At 40.3% G+C, this 23,263-nt stretch carries 22 protein-coding genes and 3 tRNA genes; 14 read left to right on the top strand and 11 right to left on the bottom strand.

Going from position 1 to position 23,263, the window contains the following annotated elements:
- Positions 1 to 81 precede the first annotated feature (81 nt).
- Complete coding sequence (gene ribH, locus BUA60_RS12615) at positions 82 to 561, bottom strand: 6,7-dimethyl-8-ribityllumazine synthase (protein ID WP_072862197.1); 480 nt, start codon at positions 559 to 561, stop codon at positions 82 to 84.
- A gap of 1 nt (position 562) precedes the next feature.
- Positions 563 to 1,327, bottom strand: coding sequence for a tetratricopeptide repeat protein (locus tag BUA60_RS12610; protein WP_072862195.1), 765 nt, complete (start codon positions 1,325 to 1,327; stop codon positions 563 to 565).
- Between the two features lie 125 nt (positions 1,328 to 1,452).
- Here BUA60_RS12610 and recF point away from each other — a divergent pair, with 125 nt between their 5' ends.
- From recF to BUA60_RS12595, 3 genes are read left to right on the top strand one after another with little or no spacing between them, the layout of a single operon-like run.
- Complete coding sequence (gene recF / locus BUA60_RS12605) at positions 1,453 to 2,532, top strand: DNA replication/repair protein RecF (RefSeq protein ID WP_072862194.1); 1,080 nt, start codon at positions 1,453 to 1,455, stop codon at positions 2,530 to 2,532.
- Position 2,533: 1 nt separating this feature from the next.
- Positions 2,534 to 2,950 (top strand): lipocalin family protein, encoded by a 417-nt coding sequence (locus BUA60_RS12600; protein ID WP_072862192.1) that lies wholly within the window; start codon positions 2,534 to 2,536, stop codon positions 2,948 to 2,950.
- Positions 2,951 to 2,952: 2 nt separating this feature from the next.
- Complete coding sequence (locus tag BUA60_RS12595; RefSeq protein ID WP_072862190.1) at positions 2,953 to 3,249, top strand: DciA family protein; 297 nt, start codon at positions 2,953 to 2,955, stop codon at positions 3,247 to 3,249.
- 71 nt (positions 3,250 to 3,320) lie between these two features.
- On the opposite strand, the gene BUA60_RS12590 is transcribed toward BUA60_RS12595, so the two are convergent.
- Positions 3,321 to 3,740, bottom strand: a complete 420-nt coding sequence (locus tag BUA60_RS12590) for a nucleoside-diphosphate kinase (protein WP_031442810.1) — start codon at positions 3,738 to 3,740, stop codon at positions 3,321 to 3,323.
- A 227-nt stretch (positions 3,741 to 3,967) separates the two neighbouring features.
- Here BUA60_RS12590 and BUA60_RS12585 point away from each other — a divergent pair, with 227 nt between their 5' ends.
- On the top strand, positions 3,968 to 4,120 hold the full coding sequence (locus tag BUA60_RS12585; RefSeq protein ID WP_072862188.1) for an SsrA-binding protein: 153 nt from the start codon (positions 3,968 to 3,970) through the stop codon (positions 4,118 to 4,120).
- Here the strand turns inward: BUA60_RS12585 and BUA60_RS12580 are convergent.
- The gene (locus tag BUA60_RS12580) at positions 4,117 to 4,629 is read right to left on the bottom strand and encodes an adenine phosphoribosyltransferase (protein WP_072862186.1); all 513 of its coding nucleotides are present in this window, start codon (positions 4,627 to 4,629) and stop codon (positions 4,117 to 4,119) included. The genes BUA60_RS12585 and BUA60_RS12580 overlap by 4 nt on opposite strands.
- Before the next feature lie 85 nt (positions 4,630 to 4,714).
- Here BUA60_RS12580 and BUA60_RS12575 point away from each other — a divergent pair.
- Positions 4,715 to 4,788, top strand: a tRNA-Arg gene (locus BUA60_RS12575).
- Positions 4,789 to 5,500: 712 nt separating this feature from the next.
- A complete protein-coding gene (locus BUA60_RS12565; protein WP_072862184.1) occupies positions 5,501 to 6,343 on the top strand; it encodes an AraC family transcriptional regulator in 843 nt (280 codons plus the stop codon).
- Positions 6,344 to 6,428: 85 nt separating this feature from the next.
- On the opposite strand, the gene BUA60_RS12560 is transcribed toward BUA60_RS12565, so the two are convergent.
- The 5 genes from BUA60_RS12560 to proS form a co-directional block, all read right to left on the bottom strand.
- Positions 6,429 to 7,862 (bottom strand): purple acid phosphatase family protein, encoded by a 1,434-nt coding sequence (locus BUA60_RS12560; RefSeq protein WP_084532597.1) that lies wholly within the window; start codon positions 7,860 to 7,862, stop codon positions 6,429 to 6,431.
- Between the two features lie 225 nt (positions 7,863 to 8,087).
- A complete protein-coding gene (rpsT, locus tag BUA60_RS12555; protein ID WP_031442787.1) occupies positions 8,088 to 8,339 on the bottom strand; it encodes a 30S ribosomal protein S20 in 252 nt (83 codons plus the stop codon).
- A 50-nt stretch (positions 8,340 to 8,389) separates the two neighbouring features.
- A tRNA-Glu gene (locus tag BUA60_RS12550) sits at positions 8,390 to 8,461 on the bottom strand.
- A gap of 72 nt (positions 8,462 to 8,533) precedes the next feature.
- A tRNA-Glu gene (locus tag BUA60_RS12545) sits at positions 8,534 to 8,605 on the bottom strand.
- A gap of 80 nt (positions 8,606 to 8,685) precedes the next feature.
- Positions 8,686 to 10,161: a proline--tRNA ligase gene (gene proS, locus BUA60_RS12540; protein ID WP_072862182.1), complete on the bottom strand. Its 1,476-nt coding sequence runs from the start codon at positions 10,159 to 10,161 to the stop codon at positions 8,686 to 8,688.
- A 99-nt stretch (positions 10,162 to 10,260) separates the two neighbouring features.
- On the opposite strand from proS, the gene BUA60_RS22860 reads away from it, so the two are divergent.
- Together BUA60_RS22860 and BUA60_RS12525 are read left to right on the top strand one after the other, a co-directional pair.
- A complete protein-coding gene (locus BUA60_RS22860) occupies positions 10,261 to 11,514 on the top strand; it encodes a hypothetical protein (RefSeq protein ID WP_143153188.1) in 1,254 nt (417 codons plus the stop codon).
- A 46-nt stretch (positions 11,515 to 11,560) separates the two neighbouring features.
- Positions 11,561 to 13,069, top strand: coding sequence for an OmpP1/FadL family transporter (locus BUA60_RS12525; RefSeq protein ID WP_072862176.1), 1,509 nt, complete (start codon positions 11,561 to 11,563; stop codon positions 13,067 to 13,069).
- A gap of 66 nt (positions 13,070 to 13,135) precedes the next feature.
- On the opposite strand, the gene BUA60_RS12520 is transcribed toward BUA60_RS12525, so the two are convergent.
- Positions 13,136 to 14,530 (bottom strand): T9SS type B sorting domain-containing protein, encoded by a 1,395-nt coding sequence (locus BUA60_RS12520; RefSeq protein ID WP_245802545.1) that lies wholly within the window; start codon positions 14,528 to 14,530, stop codon positions 13,136 to 13,138.
- Between the two features lie 205 nt (positions 14,531 to 14,735).
- Positions 14,736 to 16,541 carry a T9SS type B sorting domain-containing protein gene (locus tag BUA60_RS12515; RefSeq protein ID WP_072862172.1) on the bottom strand — a complete coding sequence of 602 codons (1,806 nt, stop codon included), beginning with the start codon at positions 16,539 to 16,541 and terminating at the stop codon, positions 14,736 to 14,738.
- A 136-nt stretch (positions 16,542 to 16,677) separates the two neighbouring features.
- On the opposite strand from BUA60_RS12515, the gene folE reads away from it, so the two are divergent.
- From folE to BUA60_RS12485, 6 genes are all read left to right on the top strand, one after another.
- Complete coding sequence (gene folE / locus BUA60_RS12510) at positions 16,678 to 17,358, top strand: GTP cyclohydrolase I FolE (RefSeq protein WP_031442780.1); 681 nt, start codon at positions 16,678 to 16,680, stop codon at positions 17,356 to 17,358.
- A 15-nt stretch (positions 17,359 to 17,373) separates the two neighbouring features.
- Positions 17,374 to 18,855 (top strand): cysteine--tRNA ligase, encoded by a 1,482-nt coding sequence (gene cysS / locus BUA60_RS12505; protein ID WP_072862171.1) that lies wholly within the window; start codon positions 17,374 to 17,376, stop codon positions 18,853 to 18,855.
- Positions 18,856 to 19,004: 149 nt separating this feature from the next.
- A complete protein-coding gene (gene yidD / locus BUA60_RS12500; protein WP_072862169.1) occupies positions 19,005 to 19,226 on the top strand; it encodes a membrane protein insertion efficiency factor YidD in 222 nt (73 codons plus the stop codon).
- A gap of 178 nt (positions 19,227 to 19,404) precedes the next feature.
- Complete coding sequence (gene lgt, locus BUA60_RS12495) at positions 19,405 to 20,370, top strand: prolipoprotein diacylglyceryl transferase (protein ID WP_072862167.1); 966 nt, start codon at positions 19,405 to 19,407, stop codon at positions 20,368 to 20,370.
- A gap of 47 nt (positions 20,371 to 20,417) precedes the next feature.
- A complete protein-coding gene (locus BUA60_RS12490; protein ID WP_072862165.1) occupies positions 20,418 to 20,909 on the top strand; it encodes a DUF192 domain-containing protein in 492 nt (163 codons plus the stop codon).
- A 69-nt stretch (positions 20,910 to 20,978) separates the two neighbouring features.
- Positions 20,979 to 23,204, top strand: coding sequence for a carbohydrate binding family 9 domain-containing protein (locus BUA60_RS12485; RefSeq protein ID WP_084532596.1), 2,226 nt, complete (start codon positions 20,979 to 20,981; stop codon positions 23,202 to 23,204).
- Positions 23,205 to 23,263: the final 59 nt, after the last annotated feature.

Here is a 23,263-nt window from a genome sequence, read left to right as displayed (position 1 = left end):
CTAAAAAATGTTAACAATTATAGGAAAGACGCCTATTTTTCGTCATAAACAACAAGCGCAATAAAGAGAATTGTAAGAGCGCTAGCCTAGACTAGCCATCTTTATGGCCGCTATAGCCGCCTCGGCGCCTTTATTGCCATGTTTACCTCCACTTCTATCTATAGCCTGCTGCATATTGTTGTCCGTTAGAACACAAAAAATAACAGGCACCTTAGTCCTTACGTTCAAATCCATTATTCCTTGGGCGGTAGCACTACAAACAAAATCGAAATGCTTAGTCTCCCCCTGAATTACGCTTCCAATAGCAATTACCGCGTCCACCGGCTTGGTTTCGATCATTTTCTTGGCCCCAAAAGGCAGCTCAAAACTTCCTGGAACGTTCCATCGAATAATATTTTCCTCCTTGGCGCCACAATCCAAAAGTGCCTCCATTGCACCTTCATAAAGTCCTTCCGTAATTGCCTCGTTCCACTCTGAAACAACAATCCCAAACCGAAGATCCTTCGCATTTGGGATTGTTGTTTTATCGTAAGCCGATAAATTTTTATTAGCCGTAGCCATACTAGTTGTTTTTTGCCTTACCTATAAAAGCATCTATTGTCCTAGCCTCTTCAGAGCTTGGATACTCATCCTTTATTCTTTGGAAGTATTTAAGAGCCTTGCTATTTTCTTTTAATTCCAATGCAGTAACACCCGCTTTGTATAAGAATTTTGGCGTAGTAAAATCGTTGGCACTATGGGCAAAGGCCTGTTCGTAGTACCCCAATGCATCGCCTGGTTGGTTCAATTGCAAGAAAGCATCTCCCAATCCTCCTTTGGCCAAGGCACCCAAGATCATATCATCTGAAGAAAATCCTTCCAAATACTTGACGGCCTCATCGTACTTCTGCATGTTCAGAAATGCCATGCCGGCAGAATATTTGGCTAAATTGGCAGCAGGAGTACCGTTGTACTCTTCTATAATATCCAAAAACCCATACTTACCTTCTGCCCCGTTCAAGGCCAGGGTAAAGAGGGAATCCTTTTCGGCGGTAGCCGATAAAGCTTGGTCAAAATATTGCTGTGGATATAACATTTCATTGGCAGCACTTGCTTCCTTTGGCTTCTCCACAAACTGGAAATATGCCAAATAGCCCAAAACGGCCACGGCTATCACCCCAATGACACCAAGAATATAATTTTGATTTCTGGAAACCCATTCCTCCGATCTGGAAGCACCTTCATCCAGCGAACTAAATACTTCTGCAGTTGTACTTTCCTGCTCATCCAACAAAATCTCCTCCTCTTTATTTTTAGGTTTAAAACCTCTTTTCTTGTATGTTGCCATTTTTGAATTTTATTAATCGCGCAAAAATAAAGTTTTTATCCAAAACCGAACGGGTATTTATTCGTTATTTTTGGATATTTTATAGTTTCCGGGAGGATTAAAAAATAAATATTTTACAAGCCAGAATGTTTCTAAAGAAATTATCACTTATTAATTATAAAAACTTTGCGTCCGAAAATTTCGAATTCGATGCCAAAATAAATTGTTTTGTGGGCGACAACGGGGTAGGCAAAACCAATGTTTTGGATGCCATTTACCATCTTTCCTTTGGAAAAAGTTACTTTAATCCTGTGGCCACCCAAAATATAAAGCATGACGAGGATTTTTTTGTGATAGATGGGGAATTTCAAAAAAATGACAGGGAAGAAAGGATACTCTGCAGCCTAAAAAAAGGGATGAAAAAAATCATCAAACGCAATGGAAAGGCTTATGACAAATTCTCCGACCATATTGGTTTTTTACCCTTGGTCATTATTTCTCCGGCAGACCGCGATCTCATCATTGAAGGCAGTGAAACCAGACGCAAGTTTATGGATGGCGTAATTAGCCAATCTGACAAGGAATACCTACACAGTCTCATCAAATACAACAAAACCCTTAGTCAGAGAAATTCCCTTCTAAAGTATTTTGCCGTTAACCAGACTTTTGACAAAACCACCCTGGCCATCTATAATGAGCAACTACAGGAATACGGAAGTATAATTTTCCATAAAAGGTCCGAATTCTTGGAAGAGTTCATCCCTATATTCAAGGAACAGTATCTCGCCATTTCTGGTGGAAAAGAACCCGTAAATTTAACATATGATAGTAAATTATTGGATGACGAACTCTTAACTTTATTGGAGCGGAATCTAGAAAAGGATAGGGCCCTCCAATACACCAGTGTGGGCACGCATAAAGACGACCTGAACTTTGACATAGATGGTCACCCTATAAAAAAATTTGGGAGTCAGGGGCAGCAGAAATCATTCCTGATCGCCCTAAAACTGGCACAATTCTATTTTATAAAAAAACAGGCGGGAACTACCCCCTTGTTACTTTTAGATGATATTTTTGACAAATTGGACGAAAACCGGGTAGCCCATATCATTAATTTGGTAGATGAAGAAAATTTTGGTCAAATATTCCTCAGTGATACCCATGCCGACAGAACCGAGGAAGTTGTAAAAAAAATACATCAATCCTATAAAATATTTAAGTTGTAGTATGCGATATGTTTATATTTTATTTGCCTTAATTGGCCTGGTTGGCTGTAAAAATAAGGTGGACAAATTGGATTTACCCTATTTGAACGGCTACTGGGAAATAGAAAAAGTTACTTTTCCAGACGGTTCAGAGAAGGAATATGTGGTGAATACCAGTATAGACTACATTGAAATAAACGACTTAAAGGGATATCGAAAAAAGGTACAGCCAAATTTAAGCGGCACCTACATTACTTCCAATGATGCAGAATTGTTTACTATTTATGAGAAAGACGGTGTTTTTACCTTAAACTATAAAACAGAGTTAAGTGAATGGTATGAAAAAATTGTGAATCTATCGGAGAATAATTTTACAGTTCTAAGTGAGGAAAACATAAAATACCACTACAAAAGATTTCAACCCATTAATATTGAGTAAAAATGGCTAAGAGAAAAAACGACAACCTTCGGCTTGGTGAAGCCTTAAAGGAATTTATTTCTGAAAATAAATTACAAAAAGGAATGGACCGCGTTAATGCACGTGAAGCTTGGATAAATCTCATGGGCAATGGTGTTAACAACTATACCACCGCCATAGAATTACGGAACGACACCCTTTTTGTTTCGCTTTCTTCATCCGTACTAAGAGAGGAGTTAAGCTTGGGCAAATCCAAGATCATAAAATTATTGAACGAGGAATTGGGCAAGGATCTAATCACAAAAATTGTTCTTAGATAAGCTTCCTTTATAATAGAACAAAAAAACCACGCCCAAGGGCGTGGTTTTTTTGTTCTACATGTATAATATCCTTAAAAGATTTCCCTTCCAGCAAAATGAAAGGCACCCTCAATGGCAGCATTTTCATCACTATCAGAACCATGTACCGCATTCTCCGCTATTGATGTAGCGAACAATTTTCTTATAGTCCCTTCTGCAGCATCAGCAGGGTTTGTTGCCCCGATCAAGGCACGAAAATCTTCCACCGCATTATCCTTCTCAAGGATAGCAGATACAATAGGTCCTCTGGTCATAAAATCGACCAATTCCCCAAAAAAAGGACGCTCCTTATGTATTGCATAAAACGCCTGCGCATCCCTTCTGCTCAATTGCGTATATTTCATTGCCACGATTTTGAATCCGGCCGAAGTAATTTTATCCAAAATTCCACCGATATGTCCATTCTCAACGGCATCGGGCTTAATCATGGTAAAAGTTCTGTTTGTGCTCATTACTCTATAATTTTGCGCAAAAATACGTTTTATTCTAAAACTCACAATATTTGGGGAATATCTTATGGTGCATAACGCACTTTATCGATGATGCCCTCCATTTCAAAGTGCTTTTTTAGCACCACTGCATAACCATATCCCTTTTATACCACATAGTCCCTATATTTGTAGCACTATAAACACAGGCCATTAACTTTTGGAGTTAACCCAAAAAATAATTGTATCGGATGAAAAAAGCTTTCTTTAAACTTTTGGCAAAATTGAACAAGTTGGTATTGCCCTCCTATTCAAAAAAACAACTAGACCTTTCCAAGGCCACAAAAATGCAAATGGCAATTATAGGTTGGCGCTACCTGGTAACCACCAATGCCTTGGACTAATATTGTATAAGAGCCTCTACAGCATAACCGGATAATTTGTCCCTGCCCTTTAAAAATTTAAGTTCCAATAAAAAGTTGCACTGTATAACCTCTCCACCCAACTTTTCTATAAGTTTACAAACCGCTTTTGCTGTCCCTCCGGTAGCCAGGACATCATCATGTATAAGTACTTTCTCTCCTTTCAATATACTATCCACGTGAATTTCCAGTACATCCGTACCATATTCCAAGGCATAGGGTTCACTAATTATTTGATGCGGTAATTTTCCACGCTTTCTTACCGGGACAAAGCCGGCTTTAAGACGGGTTGCCAATAGGGGTGCAAAGAAAAATCCACGACTCTCCATGCCCACCACTTTATCTACCTTTTTATTTTTGATCAGTTCAAAAAGGGCATCGGCCGCGCTCGCCAAGGCGTTAGCGTCTTGCAACAAGGGAGTTATATCTTTAAAAGAGATTCCTTCTTCCGGGAAATCCGGGATATCCCGAACATATTTCTTTAAATCCATTTATTTTGGTTGCTGTAATTTTGTGGTAAATTTAAAAAGAAATATATTTGCAGCCCGTTAAACGGGAAAAATGAATTTTTATAATGGCCTCGTGGCGCAACTGAATAGCGCATCTGATTACGGCTCAGAAGGTTACAGGTTTGAATCCTGTCGAGGTCACAACAAGCAAGAAACCACGACTTTTAGGCGTGGTTCTTTTTTTTGCGGAAAAAACCAAACGTAGTTTGAGGTTTTGGAGTAAAACAAAGAACTAGCGGCGATAGCTGCGGGGGTTCTTATTTGCAAAACGGAGCGCAAAGGAAAACCGCAGGTACTCCTGTCGAGGTCACAACAAGCAAGAAACCACGTCTTTTAGGCGTGGTTCTTTTTTTTGCGGAAAAAACCAAACGTAGTTTGAGGTTTTGGAGTAAAACAAAGAACTAGCGGCGTTAGCTGCGGGGGTTCTTATTTGCAAAACGGAACGCAAAGGAAAACCACAGGTAATCCTGTCGAGGTCACCACAAGCATAAAACCACGTCTTTTTAGGCGTGGTTCTTTTTTTTAAGGAAAAAGCCAAACGCAGTTTGAGGTTTTGGAGTAAAACAAAGAACTAGCGGCGATAGCTGCGGGGTTTCTTATTTGCAAAACGGAGCGCAAAGGAACGCCACAGGTAATCCTGTCGTGGTTACGAATAATTCAACAAAAAAAAGTCACAATGAAGCAATTCAAAAAACCTAATCTCCCTTTTTTGTCTTACCTCAGAGTGTATCTATTTCAATTTACTTAAGCTTTTAAAGAACTGTAAGTATTCCAGAATAGCATATTATTACACTATATTACCCCAAAAACTGTATAATAATATATTTTTGCCTAATATTTGCAAAAACAAGTCTTGAAAGTACTACCATTTAAAATACCCAAACCAAAAAACGAAGCGCTCATCTACCAAGAAGATCGCGAGAGGATATTTTACGGCCAACTTCACCAACATCAGGAAATACAAATAAGCCTTATCGTAAAAGGGTCTGGATCTTTTATTGTAGCAGACACCATAAACGAATACAAGGAAAACGACATTTTAGTAATTGGCGAATATGTACCCCACGTCTTTAAGAGTGATTCCAACAAAAGTGATGAATCTATCATGTGCTCCTTATTTTTTAAAAAAGACTCTTTTGGAAAACAATTTTTTGAGGTGACCGATATGGCGGAAACCAAGCAATTTTTTAAAGGTTCGGAATACGGATTGAAGGTGCTTTCCAAAAAACGGAAAATCGCAAAACAATTCAATAAATTACCCCATCAGAATAAGATTGAAAGGGTAGCTACGCTTCTAAAAATAATAAGTTTGATAAGTAATGCAAAAACAGCTCCCCTGTCTTCCTTTGTCTATAAAAAGAGATATACGGACGATGAGGGAAAACGCATGAACGATGTGTTTGAATATGCCATGGAAAAATTTTACGAACCTATTACTTTGGAGGAAATTGCGGATAAGGCCCATATGAACAAGAATTCCTTTTGCCGCTATTTTAAAAAACGAACCAACAAAACATTTTTTCAATTTTTGATCGAAATAAGAATTGAAAATGCCTGTAAACTTATCAATAGCAACCCTGACCTTTCCATTTCCCTAATAGCAGAACAATGTGGTTTTGGAACCATAGCCAACTTCAACAGGAAATTTAAAGAAATTAAAGGCGTTACTCCGACAAATTATCGCAGACAGCGATGAAATTAATTACCAATTAATCTAGGTCTGTATCAATAAAAAGTCCATTTATTATGACCCAATTGGGCAACAATGTAAATAGAACTTCCTATTTGTCTTCTCCTTCAAAGTCCTTTTTTAATCGGATGGGACTGTCCGGCACTCTATTGATAAGCTGTTTTTTACCATCCTTTTTAATAAGGTCGAAGGCATCATAGAGGTTTCCTATAGGGGTATATGCCTCATATTTAATGGTATCATTGGTAACGGTAATTATTTGAAACAATTGGGTATACTCTCCCCTTCGCACCATCCAATCCTGGTCTTGGGATTCGTACATTTTAGGGCCACTTACTGAAACCGCATAAACAGTACCCGCATCATCCAACACTGTTAAGCCTTTACCTTCATTATCCGCATAACCTCTGGCATAGGTATGGTCATGCCCCTGCAAAACCAAATCCACTTTATATTTATCTATCAAAGGTTTTATACCTTCCCTCAGCTCCCAATTGTCTCGCCCTTCTTTGGTAGAATAAACCGGATAATGCGTAAAAATGGTGATCCATTTTTTAGTATTTGATTGCAATACGGAATCTAGCCATTTTATCTGTGCCGAACGGGCTTCCAAACTTTCATCATAACCTTCGCTATCGATGGAAATCAATTTCATGTCTTGATAATCAATTGTAAAACACGTTTCTTTTAATTCCTCAATTGGTCCATTTTCGGGCAAAGTAAATTGTGGTTTCCATAAAGAGGTTAATACACCATCCCTGTATTCATGATTACCTGGTGTCATAACACTTGGCACCGTGGCATGAATAAAGCTACCTGCATAAAACCATTCGCCCCATTCCAGATTGGCATCCCTGTCATTGATAAGATCTCCAGCGTGTAACATAAAATTAACTTCTGGAAATTTTCTATAAGAATTTCGTATTACCCTAGACCATAGCGACTTCACATTGTTTTGGGCATCCCCAAAATAAATAAAGCTAAAAGGTTCTCCCGAAATGTCACTGGCCGTGGTATATTGAAACCATTCGCTCCAACCATCGTTGCCTTCCTTTCCGTTACCTACCCTATAGACATAGGTAGTTTTTGGCTGTAGATTATTCACTACCGCCGAATGGTATACCGCCTTTACAAGAGGCTCCTTTCTGTTCTGATTTTGAAAAATTTCACTCTTGGCCTCCACTCGTCTAACGTCTTTCAATAAAAACTCCGGTCCATCGGTCGCTATGGCAATTTCGACAAATCCAGCTTCCACCTGTTGATCTGTTCTCCAATTCACGGCCATACTATTAGCTGGATCCGTAGTTAAATTGGCAATCACCCTGTCCGGGATCTGTGATGGATACATTAGTTTATGGGCCGTTATGGAATCATGTTCCGGATAATGGCTATGCGAATGGGAATGGGAATGCCCAGTTTCATGGGAGTGACTATGAGGTACTTTTTCCTGTTGTGATTTACAACCTATAAAAATTACAAATAAAATAAACCCTAGTTTTTGTGTTAAGCGTATTGTTCCCATCATTTTTCAGTTTCACTAAGTTCGGATTAAACAAAAATGAATTCCGAATATAATATGATTCCGTTGAATTACCTACGGTTTTCCGAAGCATATCTGCAACCTTACGGTTTCTTGATAATTTCATGATATATCTTAACCTAAATAGATATTCTGATTACTATGGCCAATAGCAAAAACAAAAAAACGCCCATTCTTGCGAAGGGCGTTCCTCTAAGTATGTTATAAAACTTATAGTGCAGCTACTTGCTTGGTCAACTTGCTCTTTAAGTTTGCAGCTTTGTTGGAATGGATGATATTGCGCTTAGCCAATCTATCGATCATACTTACTACGCTTGGCAACAAAGTCTCAGCAGCTTTCTTATCCTCCTCTGTACGCAATCTTCTGATAGCGTTACGGGTTGTTTTATGCTGGTACCTATTACGTAACCTTACCGCTTCGTTCCTTCTAATCCTCTTTAATGCTGACTTATGATTTGCCATTTTCTATTTAATTAATTTTTTTATTGGGATAAACCCCTAAACATACTGTGTAGTCCGTAGGGGAATCGAACCCCTGTTACCAGGATGAAAACCTGGCGTCCTAACCCCTAGACGAACGGACCATTTTTTGGTTGCAAGTACTGACCTAATTGTTGAATCAAAATCAATACCCCAAAATTTCAAAATAATCTTAGTAGTCCGTAGGGGAATCGAACCCCTGTTACCAGGATGAAAACCTGGCGTCCTAACCCCTAGACGAACGGACCATCAAATCGCATAATTGCGGATGCAAAAATACAATTATTTTTTACTATCGCAAGACCTAAATAAAATTTTTTAAAATCTTTTAATATGCCTTAGCAAAAAGTACTCTTCTCGAGGATGGTTTTCCAGTCACCATACAGACTCCGGCCTCTTCTTTGGCATCGATAGGAATACAGCGAATAGTAGCTTTTGTTTGCTCTTTCACCAATTCTTCCGTTTCCGAAGTACCATCCCAATGTGCCGATATAAATCCTCCTTTACCTTCCAACACTTCTTTAAATTCTTCATAGGAATTTACCTCGGTGATATGTGTTCTCCTATGTTCCAAGGCCTTATTATGAATATTTGCCTGAATATCCTTCATCAAAAATTCAATTTTGGCCACAACCTCATCGGCCTTTACCGTTTCTTTTTCAAAAGTATCCCTTCTTGCCACCTCAAAAGTGCCATTATCCATATCCCGTTGGCCAATTGCCAAACGAACAGGCACCCCTTTCAGCTCGTATTCATTGAATTTAAATCCTGGCTTATGGGTATCCCTATCATCATATTTCACAGAGATTCCTTTGGATCTCAATTCCTTTACAAGAGGAGCCACTCTTTCTGAAATGGCATCCAATTGATCTTCACCTTTATAAATAGGCACTATCACTACTTGTATCGGAGCCAATTTAGGAGGTAGTACCAGTCCGTTATCGTCGCTATGGGTCATGATCAATGCCCCCATCAAACGTGTGGAAACACCCCAAGAGGTTGCCCATACATATTCCTGCACCCCTTCCTTGGTAGCAAACTTTACATCAAAAGCTTTTGCAAAATTTTGTCCCAAGAAATGCGATGTACCGGCCTGCAAGGCCTTACCATCCTGCATTAGGGCCTCTATACAGTAGGTCTCCAATGCCCCGGCGAAACGCTCGCTGGCCGTTTTGGTACCTTTTATAACAGGTACTGCCATGTAATTTTCTACAAACTCGGCATATACGTTCATCATCTGTTCGGCTTCAGCAATAGCTTCCTTTTCAGTGGCATGTGCGGTATGCCCCTCTTGCCATAAGAATTCCGCTGTTCTTAAGAAGAGTCGGGTACGCATCTCCCAACGCACCACATTGGCCCATTGGTTAATAAGAAGTGGCAAATCGCGATAAGACTGTATCCATCTTCTATAGGTATCCCAAATTATTGTTTCGGAGGTAGGCCTAACAATAAGCTCTTCTTCCAGCTTGGCTTCGGGATCCACTATAATACCACTACCATCCTCTGCATTTTTAAGCCTATAATGGGTCACTACCGCACATTCCTTGGCAAAACCTTCCACATGACTGGCCTCCTTGCTCAAGTAGGACTTAGGTATAAACAATGGAAAATAGGCATTCTCATGTCCCGTTTCCTTGAACATAATATCCAGCTGAGCCTGCATTTTTTCCCAAATAGCATAACCATACGGTTTAATAACCATACAGCCCCTAACTCCCGAATTTTCAGCCAAATCCGCTTTTACAACAAGTTCATTATACCATTTGGAATAATCCTCTGCTCTTTTCGTTAAATTTTTACCCATACCAGTAAGTTTGGCACAAAACTTGCGACCTTATATTTAAATGAAATAGTTCGGCAAAACTAACTATTTTTACATTGTTCAACAATTAAAATTACAGCGATGATACATTCTCTACCCCACCGAAGAATACATATAGCAGCAACCGTTGTACTCCTTAGCATAGTATTGGCGTCTTGCGGGTCTTACCAGCAGGCTTCATATTACGATAATGATGGCATCTATTCCAATAATACGGAACAAGTTCGGGTAACCGAGCAACGGTCAAGAACCCAACAGCCAGCACCAAAACAAAATGCCTATGCGGATTATTTTGGTCAAAAGGCCGATGAATATGGTGAAATTCTGGATAGCGAGGTATTCACAGATGTGGATGGTTACTATAGTGATACGGAAACCGACAGCCTTGGGTATAGCCAAGACCTAGGCTATAATGGCGCCAATAACGACTACAATGGATACGGATCATGGGGGGATAATGCCACCAATGTGAGTATCAACATCTATGACGATTGGGGTTGGGGAGGTTCTCCATTCGCATGGGGATATGGTGGCTTTTATGGAGGCTTCTATGGCGGTTATTACGGATATTACAACCCTTGGAGATGGAACCGTTTCGGATACGGATATGGTTGGAACAACTGGGGTTGGGGAGGCTATGGCTGGAACAACTGGGGCTGGGGAGGCTACGGATGGGGCGGTTACTACAATCCTTACTTCTATTCCCCATATCGACACTACCCATATTACTATTCCCGAAGCAGGTTCGGCAACAATTACTACAATAGAAATTACGCTTACAGCGCTAGCAGGAGAGGCATTTACAATTCAAATTCCAACCTAAGAAGCACTGCCCTAAGCGGAAGATCAAATATAAGCAACGCAAATCGATCCAGCTCCAGTAGATATAGAAGCACCACTACGCGTAGCAATATCAATAGAACTGGAACTACATCCCGTAGTAATGTTGGGGTAGATGCTTTGGAAAGAAACAGATCATACCGTACCAGCAGAAGCACAAGGGCGGTACCAAATTACAATAGCAGCTCTAGAAGCAACCAGACCTACAGGAGCAATAACTCTAGCGGAACCTATAAGGGCACAGCTCCCAGAACTTCCACTTATAGAAGTTCCGGCAGCTCAACGTCAAGGTCTTCCAGTGGAACCTACAGAAGTTCCAGCCCAACAAGGTCTTCAAGTGGAACCTATAGAAGTAGTACGCCTTCCAGATCATCGAGTGGCACCTACAGAAGCTCTAGCAGTTCCAACAGCTCCAGTGGCAACGTAAGAAGTTCCAGCAGTTCTTCTTCAAGATCATCGTCATCCAGTAGTAGAAGTAGCGGAAGGCGCAATTAATAAACATGGTCCCATATTTTAATAAAAACTTTCTAAATTAAATAAAATGAAAAGGAATTACACTTTCATTCTACTATTGGTATGTGCATTTGCCAGCGCCCAGAATATCAATGATGTTTTAAGGCTTAGTGGAGAGGGTTCCTACGGAACAGCACGTTTTCAAGGATTAAATGGAGCATTTGGCGCATTGGGCGGAGATTTGTCGGCCCTAAACGTAAATCCTGCGGGGTCGGCCGTTTTCAATAACAGCTTGTTATCCTTAACCGGATCCAATTACAATATAAAAAATGATTCCCGTTATTTCAACGGTAGCCGCAGCACCTCCTTAAATTCATTGGATCTTAATCAAGTTGGGGGTGTTTTCGTATTTAAAAGCACCAACAACAATTCTGCTTGGAGAAAAATTGCATTGGCATTTAATTACGACCTGGTAAAGAATTTTGACGATGACCTTTTGGTTTCCGGCAGTAGCGATCAGGGTATAGACAATTACTTTTTGGATTTGGCCAATGGGGTACCCTTTGGACCACTTTTAATACAGGACGGCGAATATATAGAAGAAGCCTATCTGGATATAGGAGCTACTTTAGGCTTTGTGGACCAGCAAGCATTTTTGGGATATTACGGAGGAATAATTGACCCTGTGGATTTTTCCGACGACAATAACACCGATTATATCTCCAATGCTATATACAGTAACGTTAACCAAGATTACTCCCAGAGCACTACAGGTTACAACAGTAAGTTTACCGCCAACTTGGCCTCACAATACGGTGACAATTTGTATTTGGGAGCTTCCCTAAACATTCACAGCGTATTCTTGGACAAACTCACCCAACTTTCCGAAAGGGGCTTTAATGCCGAATCGGAAATACAGAATATTACCTTCGATAATTTGCTTAGGACCCAGGGAAATGGTTTTTCCTTTAGTCTGGGCGCCATTGGGAAATTAAACGAAAATTTCAGAATAGGCGGTAGTTATCAATCTCCAACCTGGTATAATTTATCAGATGAAACCTCTCAAAGAATATATTCGGATCTAGCCGATAGCGATATTTCATTTATCAATTTTAATATCATAAATATTTACGAGGATTACACTATTAAAATACCAGGAAAATTAACCGGAAGTTTGGCTATGATTTTTGGCAAGGATGGCCTATTGAGTTTCGACTATAGCTATCAAGACATGTCAAAAGCAGAGTTAAGACCAGGTTCAGACCCTAGTTTTGCCTCAGAAAACGATTTTATTTCTGATAAGTTAAGTGCCGTTTCAACTTTTAGATTAGGTGGCGAGTACCGTATTGAAGCCCTAAGTTTAAGGGCAGGTTATAGATTTGAACAAAGTCCGTACGCCAGCGGCAATACTATAGGTGATTTAAACGGCTATTCAGGTGGTATAGGTTATAATTTTGGGGGAAGCAGGCTAGACCTTTCCTACAATTACTCCACCCAAGACATAAACAAACAATTATTTGATGTTGGCCTTCCAACACCTGCCAGCATCACCAATAAAAACTCCGTTGTAAGTTTGGGCTACACCCTGAATTTCTAAAGAAGAAAATATACTGGAAACAAAAAAGACGGGATTTACCCGTCTTTTTTGTTTTAAAATATATTGCTATCGCTTCAAAGTAAAATGGGTCCTAACAGAGCGCGCCACAATGATACCGTCTTCGTCCCGTGAATAGTCCATCCTAAACCAATAGTCCGAAGAAGGCATTGGCCTGCCGTTAAAGGTACCGTCCCACCCTATTGTGGTTTCATCAATCTGTTTAAGGAGTTTGCCGTAACGATCAAATATAAACACCACAGGATCTATCAAGGTAGAGATTCCATAAACATTCCAACGGTCATGGATACCATCGGCATTGGGCGTAAAGAACTTGGGATACCCCACAACCAAGAACTCTATAGGTTCTGTAGTTCCACAACCATTTTTATCATTGATGATCACTGTATTTACCCCTGGTGGTACATTATTAAAAACAGGATCATCCTGAAATTGCCCACCGTTTATGGCATACTCATAATTTCCGTCCGGGTTGGCCACCACTATCTCCACTATATTGTTATCGGAAATATCATCCCTAACGATTACTTCCTGTAAAACTGGTGTTCCAAAAAAGGTGATTAGTATATTATCACCAACATCATTTCCAAAACTGTTGGTCAGTTCAACAAAATAGCGTCCAGAATTGGGGCTACTCACCACCAATTCGGCATTGGAAGGTCCGGATCCCGGCAAGGTGGCATCAATAACGCCATCGTCCTCATAATCTACAGTCCAAACAACACTTGTAATATCAGGTCCAAAAGGAGAATTTTGTGCAGATAAGGTGATGTCCGGATCATCCTCACAAGCAATGATATCCAATCCCAAAAATTCGTCCCTTAGGGTACAATCCAACGCATTATCTTGATCGGCATCAACCGAACTACCCGTAAAAGTCAATGAAAATTGCTCGGCATCATCATTGAAATTGGTGTTGAAATTATTAATGAAAATATAGTAGATTTCTCCTGGGAGTACATCTAACCATTCGTCATAGGTATTTTGGCTTTGCTTTAAAAAAGGAGCACCCACGTCCCCATTCTCCGGATTAATCCCTATTCCCGTGAAGCGCGTATTATTGGCTTCATAATTACAACGGATAGGTTCTGATCCACTTCCTATAATCGAACAGAAATTTTGCCCACTGGTCTGATCATAAGGACCATAAACCGCAAAGTCCCACTCCGCTGTTATTGTAGTACCCGTTACTGGCAGAGCTTCTATATCAAAGCCTATCTGACCTCCCGTACCTGCTCTAAAAACAAACCAAGAGGTGTTGTTTTCGATATTCGCAGAACTTACACTTCCTTTTTCCAAACAACCACTTTGCCGAATTACATCAGGATCAAAATCGTCAATATCACCACTGCCATCAACAATTGGCATAATGGGCTGGCCATCTGCACAAACAGGAATAGCACTCCTACAATCAGGTGAATTTTGTGCAATTATATTACTCACAAACAGCAACATAACGCATATAGAACAGATAAGTGTCCGCATAGAAATTGGGGCTAATACATACTTAAATCAAGTATAATAACTCCTATGAAAAAGATTTAGTATAACAGGAGGTATATTTATCACAAAATTTTGAAGACAAATACCTAATAGATTAATAGATTAGAAGTATAAGATTTATGTACATTGTATACCCCATCTATCCTTAACGCTTTAAGGAAAAATGGTTATTAATGTACTTGGCCACAATACGCTGTCCGTCTTGATCCTTAAAACTAAGCTTAAACCAATAATCATCCGAGGGCTGCGCAACGCCATTATAGGTGCCATCCCAACCCATACTATTTTGGGACAATTGTTTAAGCAACTTTCCGTACCTGTTATAAACCGTCAAAATAGGTTCGTCCAAACTGGAAATTCCTACAATGTTCCAAATATCATTTGCCCCGTCGCCATTGGGGGTAAAAAACTTGGGAAACCCTACTACAACAATGGTCTCCGTAGCGGTTCCGCAGCCGTTCATATCGTTTAAGGTAACAGAGTGCATACCAGGAAGTACATTATAAAACTTGGCATCTGTCTGATATGCCCCGTTATCCAATCTATATTCAAAGTCACCCTCCCTGTCGGGAATTATCGTAATGGTATTGTTGTCCTGCAGATCTTCTATTACCACCTCTTTTATATGCGGTGTATTGGAGGCATACACGGTAATCATAAAGTTATTTTCGCAAGCTGATACACCCAACTTATCGGTTATCGATAATGAATATTCCCCGCCTTGGGAAACGGTAATATTGGAAGTTGTCTCGCCAGTACTCCACAGGTAATTATATTCTGGATCAGGGACCGTCTCGCCTATCACAGCACTGGGTTCCCCTTCACAAAGAAAAACCTCCAAAGGAAAACTGGGGGCCAAAGGTTGATGGACCGTTAATTTAAAATCTTCAGAAGCATCATAGCACCTTGGATTCTGTACAGAGGTGGCCCTAATATATATCTGTTGCTCCCCTGCCTGCAAACCATATTCCAAAGACAGGGCATTAATCCCAGCCTCCGCATCGGCCAAACTCGTATGATAGGAAATGATTACCTCGTTCGCAGATTGTCCGCCCAAAGCCAATTGATCCTTATCACTTAAATAAAAATATTCGGAATCCAGGCATAGGTGTTCATCACCAACAGGGGCAGTTGTAGGCGCCTGGGAAAACCCCACTTGTACATCACTAATAATATTATTCTGGGACTGGGTTATTACTTCCACTCGGTAAAAAGCAGCGTCCTGTACATTTAAGGTAGCGGAAACCTCACCAGGAATTTGGGTGTACCCATTACCTACATCCTTATACCAAGTATAACTTACCACATCGGCGGTAGTGGCATCCAAAACAACGCTTTCGTTGTTACATGCCGCAATTGGAGGTCCCAAAAGATTGTTGATTATTGCACAATCCAACGCATCATAAGGGTTGGTCACAAAGATTTGACCCGTAAACTGTATGGAAAATCCCGAATTAACGTTACTAAAGTTATTTACCAATAAGTAGTAGTCCTCACCGGGCGAAACCTCCAACCACTCTTCATATTGAACATTATCCGCAGCCCCTTGAGGGTCCACCCCTACTCCAATAAAACTATTGGCATCCCTATTGTCAAAAAAATTACATCGTATCGGGTCGCCCAGGGAATTGCAATCACTGGCCTTATAAAGGGCAAAGTCCCAATCTTCATTGGAATCAAAACCTATATTAAATCCCAATTGTCCTGAGGCCCCTGTCCTAAACCTATACCAAGCGGCATTGGACTCAATTGCCCCGGAAAGTGTTTTTTCCAAACAACCGGATTTATTGGCACCTTTAAAGTCATCGGCACCGTAGCCATTGGTACCCCCGTTGACGGGTGTATTGTTACAAATAGGCACTGCATTGGAACAATCCGGAGCCACTTGAGCCACGGCCAAAGTATTGCAGAGACACCAAATAACACCAAAAACGACGACCAACCTGTTCATGAATACCTACTAAATTTGGGAATTTCAAAAGTAACACCCTAGTTTAGTTAACACTAATTTATGTTGTGTAGGGAGGTAAATATGGTATTAACTAGCATATAATGTATATCTTTGCTGCCTTAAAAAGCAATTTTAAATGAAAATCGACAACGCATTGGAAAAGCATTTTGAAGAGCTGGGGGACGATCACGTTTCCGCTGCTGAGGACACACCTTTACGTAAGGATGCATTTGTGCTAAGTGATGAAGAAAAAATAGAACGTATAAGAGGCAGTGTAAATGAAATAATGCTGACTTTAGGCCTTGACCTTGATGATGATAGTTTAAAGGGAACTCCAAACAGAGTGGCCAAAATGTTTGTTCAAGAAATTTTTGGAGGCCTAAATCCCAAAAAAAGACCAAAATCATCCACCTTCGACAATAAATACAAGTACGGAGAAATGTTGGTAGAAAAAAACATCACTTTGTATTCTACCTGTGAGCATCATTTATTGCCTATAGTGGGGAAAGCCCACGTGGCCTATATATCCAAAGGCACCGTTGTTGGCCTGTCCAAAATGAACAGGATTGTGGATTATTACGCCAAAAGGCCTCAGGTCCAGGAACGATTAAACATTCAGATCGTAAGGGAACTTCAACAGGTTTTAGGCACCGAAGATGTTGCCTGTGTTATAGACGCCAAACATTTGTGTGTAAATTCTCGAGGCATACGCGATATTGAAAGTAGCACCGTAACAGCAGAATACGGTGGGAAATTTAAGGAAGAGGCCGTTAGAAGAGAATTTTTGGACTATATCAACATCGATACTAAATTTTAATTGTCCCGCTTAATAATGTCTTTGTACCAAACTCAAAAATTAAAAGTTTACAATTCGCTTACGGGAGAAAAAGAAGTTTTTGAACCTTTAAGCGAGGGCCACGTGGGCATGTACGTCTGTGGACCCACCGTTTACAGCAATGTGCATTTGGGCAATTGCCGAACCTTCATGTCTTTCGACATGATCTTCAGGTATTTAAAACATCTGGGGTATAAGGTGAGATATGTACGAAATATTACAGACGCCGGGCATTTGGAAAACGATGCGGAAGACGGGGAGGACAAAATTGCCAAGAAAGCGCGGTTGGAACAACTGGAGCCCATGGAGGTGGTACAACAATATACCCTGGATTTTCACAGCATACTACAAAAATTCAATTTATTGCCCCCAAGTATTGAACCTACTGCTACCGGACACATTATTGAGCAAATTGAAATTATAAAGAATATTCTTGAAAAAGGTTTTGCCTACGAAATTAACGGGTCTGTTTATTTTGATGTTGAAAAATTTAACGAGACCCATGAGTACGGTAAATTAAGTGGGAGAAAATTGGAGGATATGATTGCCAATACCCGTGAATTGGCCGCACAGGACGAAAAAAAGAGTCCCCAGGACTTTGCACTGTGGAAAAAAGCGGAAGCCCAGCATATAATGCGTTGGCCCTCTCCTTGGGGCGATGGTTTTCCCGGTTGGCATCTGGAATGTACTGCTATGAGCACCAAGTATCTGGGTGAAACTTTTGACATACACGGTGGCGGTATGGACCTAAAATTCCCACATCATGAATGTGAAATAGCCCAGGCCGAAGCCTGTAACGGACATGCACCGGTAAAATATTGGTTGCATGCCAACATGCTGACCTTGAACGGCAAAAAAATGGCCAAATCTACAGGAAACAACATCTTGCCGAATGAGATGTTTTCTGGGGAGAACAACATTCTAAGCAAACCCTACACACCATCCGTGGTACGCTTTTTTATGATGCAGGCACATTATACCAGTATTTTGGACCTAAGCGATGAAGCCCTTTCCGCATCCGAAAAAGGGTTTCAAAAATTGATGGATGCCATTGACAGCATGGAAAAACTAACCACCGGTCCCTCGTCCAGCTTTAATGTGGAGGAGTGGAAACAGAAGGGTTACGATGCCATGAACGATGATTTCAACACCCCTATGCTAACGGCCAATTTGTTTGAAGCCGTGAAACGAATCAATTTAATAAAAGAGGGTAAGGAAACCATAACCCAAAAGGACAAGGAACTGTTTATTGAGACCATGCACGGTTTTGTTTTTGATATATTAGGCCTTGAAAATCAAAATAGTGCCATGCTTAATTCGGACAAATTGAGCAGCGTTGTTGGTCTTCTGATACAGTTGCGAAATGAAGCCCGGGCCAATAAGGATTTCTCCACATCGGACAAAATAAGGGACCAATTGGCGGCAATGGGCATTCAATTGAATGATGGAAAAGATGGCACGACCTTTAGTCTTAACTAAATTGAGCCATATTGAAATGGGCATATATAGAATTGACTATTAACCCATCAACCAAAAAAATTAAAACCTTAGCACAAAAGTGAAGCATTGGGTCTATGCGGATAATTTTTATAAAATTCCTTTTTAGATCACTATAATATTTTGAATAAATGAAAAAAATATTAATTGCCCCATTTGTACTATTGGTTAAGTTTTACCAGAATTTTATCTCCCCTCTCACCCCGGCCACATGCCGATATTCCCCCACCTGTTCACAATACACTTTGGAAGCCCTTCAAAAACATGGCCTGTTCAAAGGAGGCTGGCTGGCCCTAAAAAGAATTTTTAGCTGCCACCCTTGGGGAGGTCGCGGTTACGACCCGGTACCATAATTTGTTTGTTCCTGGATTTCCGTATCAATAAGTATTTATAAATTCAGTTTGGTAATAATTGCACACAGTAGCATCATTACTTTTCCAAATATATTCCTGCCAACATATTCAAATTAACCCATTTCCGTCCCCTATTCTTTACAGTATTTACTTATCTTAGTCGCTTAAAAAATCGTAGATGTACTTTTTAGGCTTTACTTGGAATCCCGCCGATACCCTTTTTAAAATTGGGGTAATACAAATAAAATATTACAATCTTCTTTGGATAATCGCTTTCGCATTGGGCTGGTATCTCATGAAGAAAATATTTCTAAAAGAAAAAAAATCCCTGGAGCAGTTGGACTCCCTTTTTATTTATACCGTTTTGGCCACCATGTTAGGGGCAAGATTGGGCCATGTATTTTTCTATGATTGGCCATATTACCAAAACCACTTATTGGAAATTTTGCTGCCCATTAGGGAAAGTGCGGATAGCACCCTTTTCGGATTTATTAATGGTTACGAGTTTACAGGATTTACCGGTCTGGCAAGTCACGGAGCGGCCATAGGAATTATTATTGGCATGTACCTTTACACCAGAAAATATCCTGAATTTAAAATTCTATGGATTCTAGACCGCATTGTTATTCCAGTATCCATTGGTGCTTTTTGTGTTCGATTGGGGAATTTCTTCAATTCCGAGATCAACGGCAAACCGGTAGAAAAATCTTTTGCACTGGCCACTAGGTTCGTGCGCGATTCCGACGACATGCCCGCATACAAAGCATTATCCATCACTAAAGAAAAAACGGTAAATGCCGCTTATAACCTAATTGAAAAAGACCCTCGTTTTGCCGAATACCTGGAGGCTATTCCCTATAGGCATCCAGCGCAACTGTACGAAGGGTTCTGTTATATTTTTGTATTTGCCATTTTGTATTATCTATATTGGAAGACCGACAAAAAGGATAAACTGGGGTATCTTTTTGGGGTATTCCTAGTACTTTTATGGACGGTACGCTTCTTTGTGGAATACGTAAAGAAAAGTCAGGGTGGATTTGAAGAGTCACTGGGCTTGTTATCCACCGGCCAATGGTTGAGCATACCATTTATTTTAGTTGGATTCTATTATATCCTTAGACCAAAATCAGGCACCTCAAAATAATCTGCTAGGAAAGGTTAAAGGTACTTACACCAAACAGAAATTGTAAAATGGGAAATTGTAAAATCTGTCTTCTTATTGCTGTTTGTTTTGTCATGCAGCTTTCCTGCAAGGAGGAACCAAAAAAAGCTATAAAAACAGCTCCGGTCACCTTTAAAAAAGAAGGAGATCTCCGCATACTGAAAAAAGAATCGGATTCCCTTTTAACCACTCTGGATATTGAGATAGCGGATACCGACTACGAAAGGGAAACCGGACTTATGTACCGTAGTTCCATGGAACCAAACCAAGGAATGCTGTTTGTCTTTGACGATGTTGCCATGCATTACTTTTATATGAAAAACACCGAATTTCCCTTAGACCTTATCTTTGTGGACGACCAGATGAAAATAGCCAGTTTTCAAAAGAATGCACAACCTTTTAAGGAAAACAGTTTACCTTCCAAAGTTCCCGTAAAATATGTACATGAAGTAAATGCCGGTTTCGCGGACAAATGGACTTTGGCCGTTGGGGATTCTATTGTCTACCAGAAAACACCTTGATCGGCGACTAAGATTTATGAATAGGGTGGTTGAAAGTAAGGCATTCCATATGGTTTAGATCCTTATAAAATGCCTATTTTAGTACGTTCAACCAACAAAAAGACCATTCCTTTGTCAGCTTATAAAAAAGTACCCCTAACTCTTTTAGCCCTTGTTTTGGCAATACCCCTAGCGGCTCAGAAAAAAAACCAGTCCTTTCAATTAAATATCCACAAGACTACCGCCACAATAGTAATAGATGGGATCGGTAACGATATGGCCTGGCAAGACACGGATGTGGCATCCGACTTCTACATGGTACTGCCTATGGATACCGGAATGGCGAATGAACCTTCTGAAATCCGAATGACCTACGATGAAAATAATCTCTACCTTTTAGCTACTTTTTACAACGCCACCAAAGGCCCGTACTACGTAGAATCATTACGACGCGATTTTAGTTTTGGGAAAAATGACAATTTTTTATTGTTCCTAGACCCATTTAACAACCAAACCACGGGTTATTCTTTTGGCTCCAATGCAGCAGGTGCGCAATGGGACGGTACCATGCACAGTGGAGGTAGTGTAGACCTCAATTGGGACAGCAAATGGATATCCGCCGTAACCAGTGACGAAGAAAAATGGGTCTTTGAAATGGCCATCCCCTTCAAATCCATACGTTATGAAGACGGAGTTACGGAATGGGGCATTAACTTCAGCCGACTTGATTTAAAATCGGGCGAAAAATCGAGTTGGACACCCATTCCCCGACAATTCCCCACGGCTTCACTGGCCTATACCGGAACTTTGGTCTGGGATTCCCCTCCTCCCTCCCCAAAAACAAATTTTTCCGTTATACCATATGTATTGGGCGGTATTAGTGAAGATCTGGAAAACAACACGGATACCCAGTATGACAAAAAAATTGGAGGCGATGTCAAGTTCAGTCTTAGCACTTCTTTAAATCTGGACTTGACGGTAAATCCGGATTTCTCACAGGTAGAGGTAGATAGACAGGTAACTAATCTAGACCGATTTGAACTTTTTTTTCCAGAAAAAAGACAATTCTTTCTGGAGAACGGAGATCTCTTTGCCAACTTTGGTTATGCCACTATACGTCCTTTTTTCTCCAGGAGAATAGGATTGGGCGTACCCATAAGGGCTGGCGCAAGGGTTAGTGGGAACCTCAATAAAAAATGGCGTTTAGGCCTTATGGATATGCAAACGGCAAGCATAGATGAAACTGGGTTGCCCAGTCAAAATTTTGGCGTGCTCTCATTACAAAGAAAAGTATTTGCAAGGTCTAGCATTGGCCTTATGTTTGTAAACAAGGAATCTTTTAATTACCCACAGGATACGGATTCCCTTAGAACAGTTTTTCCAAAATTTAATAGAAATGTGGGTTTGGAGTATAATTTGGCTTCCGCCAATAACCAGTGGACAGGAAAGGCTTTTTTTCTAAAGTCCTTCGCGCCCAACAAGAATGGCAGCGGTATTTCCCAAGCGGCCCATTTGGAATATAAAAGCCGTAAATGGAATTGGAAAGTACAGGAGGAATCGGTTGAGGACGATTATACTGCCGAAGTTGGTTTTGTACCAAGAAATGGCTACGTAAACGTCACTTCCTATATAGGCCATCTATTCTTTCCCAAAAAAAGCACCATTTTGAGTCATGGTCCTAAATTCAGCACTAGTTATTTCTTTAATGAAAGACTGGAGCATACGGATAACATCAACCTTATGGAATACCTATTTGACTTTCGGGATCGTTCCAAATTAAACCTAGGGGTAACCGATGAATATGTGGAACTATTATCGCCTTTTGACCCTACTAGATCGGGCAAGGAATTATTGGATATTGGAACCAAGCACCATTGGAACGCCTATACCATCGATTTCATTTCCAAACCCCAAAGTATGTTTACCTACTCCTTTGGCGGACGTTTTGGAGGATACTATCTGGATGGCAACAGAACAAGCCTCATCAGTGAATTGGGCTATCGTTTTCAACCATTTGTAAGTCTAAGCAGTAATTTAAGCTATAACAATATTAATCTACCAGCTCCGTGGAACAACACCGAATTTTGGCTAATTGGCTCGGAGGTCGATATAACCTTTACCAACAAATTATTCTTTGCCACATTGTTCCAATACAATGAGCAATCCAAAAACTTTAATCTAAATTCGCGGTTTCAATGGCGCTATAAACCGGCGTCCGACTTATTTTTGGTATACAGCAACAACTACCTAATTGAACCGCTGGAAGGAAGAAATTGGGCTTTGACATTAAAATTTACCTATTGGTTCAATAAATAAGTCCGAAAATTGTAAAAACCAAATTGATCATATATTTTCCTTTGACTTGTATAAAATGC

The organism is Arenibacter palladensis (assembly GCF_900129275.1).
In the GTDB taxonomy this organism is placed as follows: domain Bacteria; phylum Bacteroidota; class Bacteroidia; order Flavobacteriales; family Flavobacteriaceae; genus Arenibacter; species Arenibacter palladensis.
The sequence above is the reverse complement of the archived record's forward strand: the minus strand, read 5'-3'. Positions and strand labels throughout refer to the sequence as shown.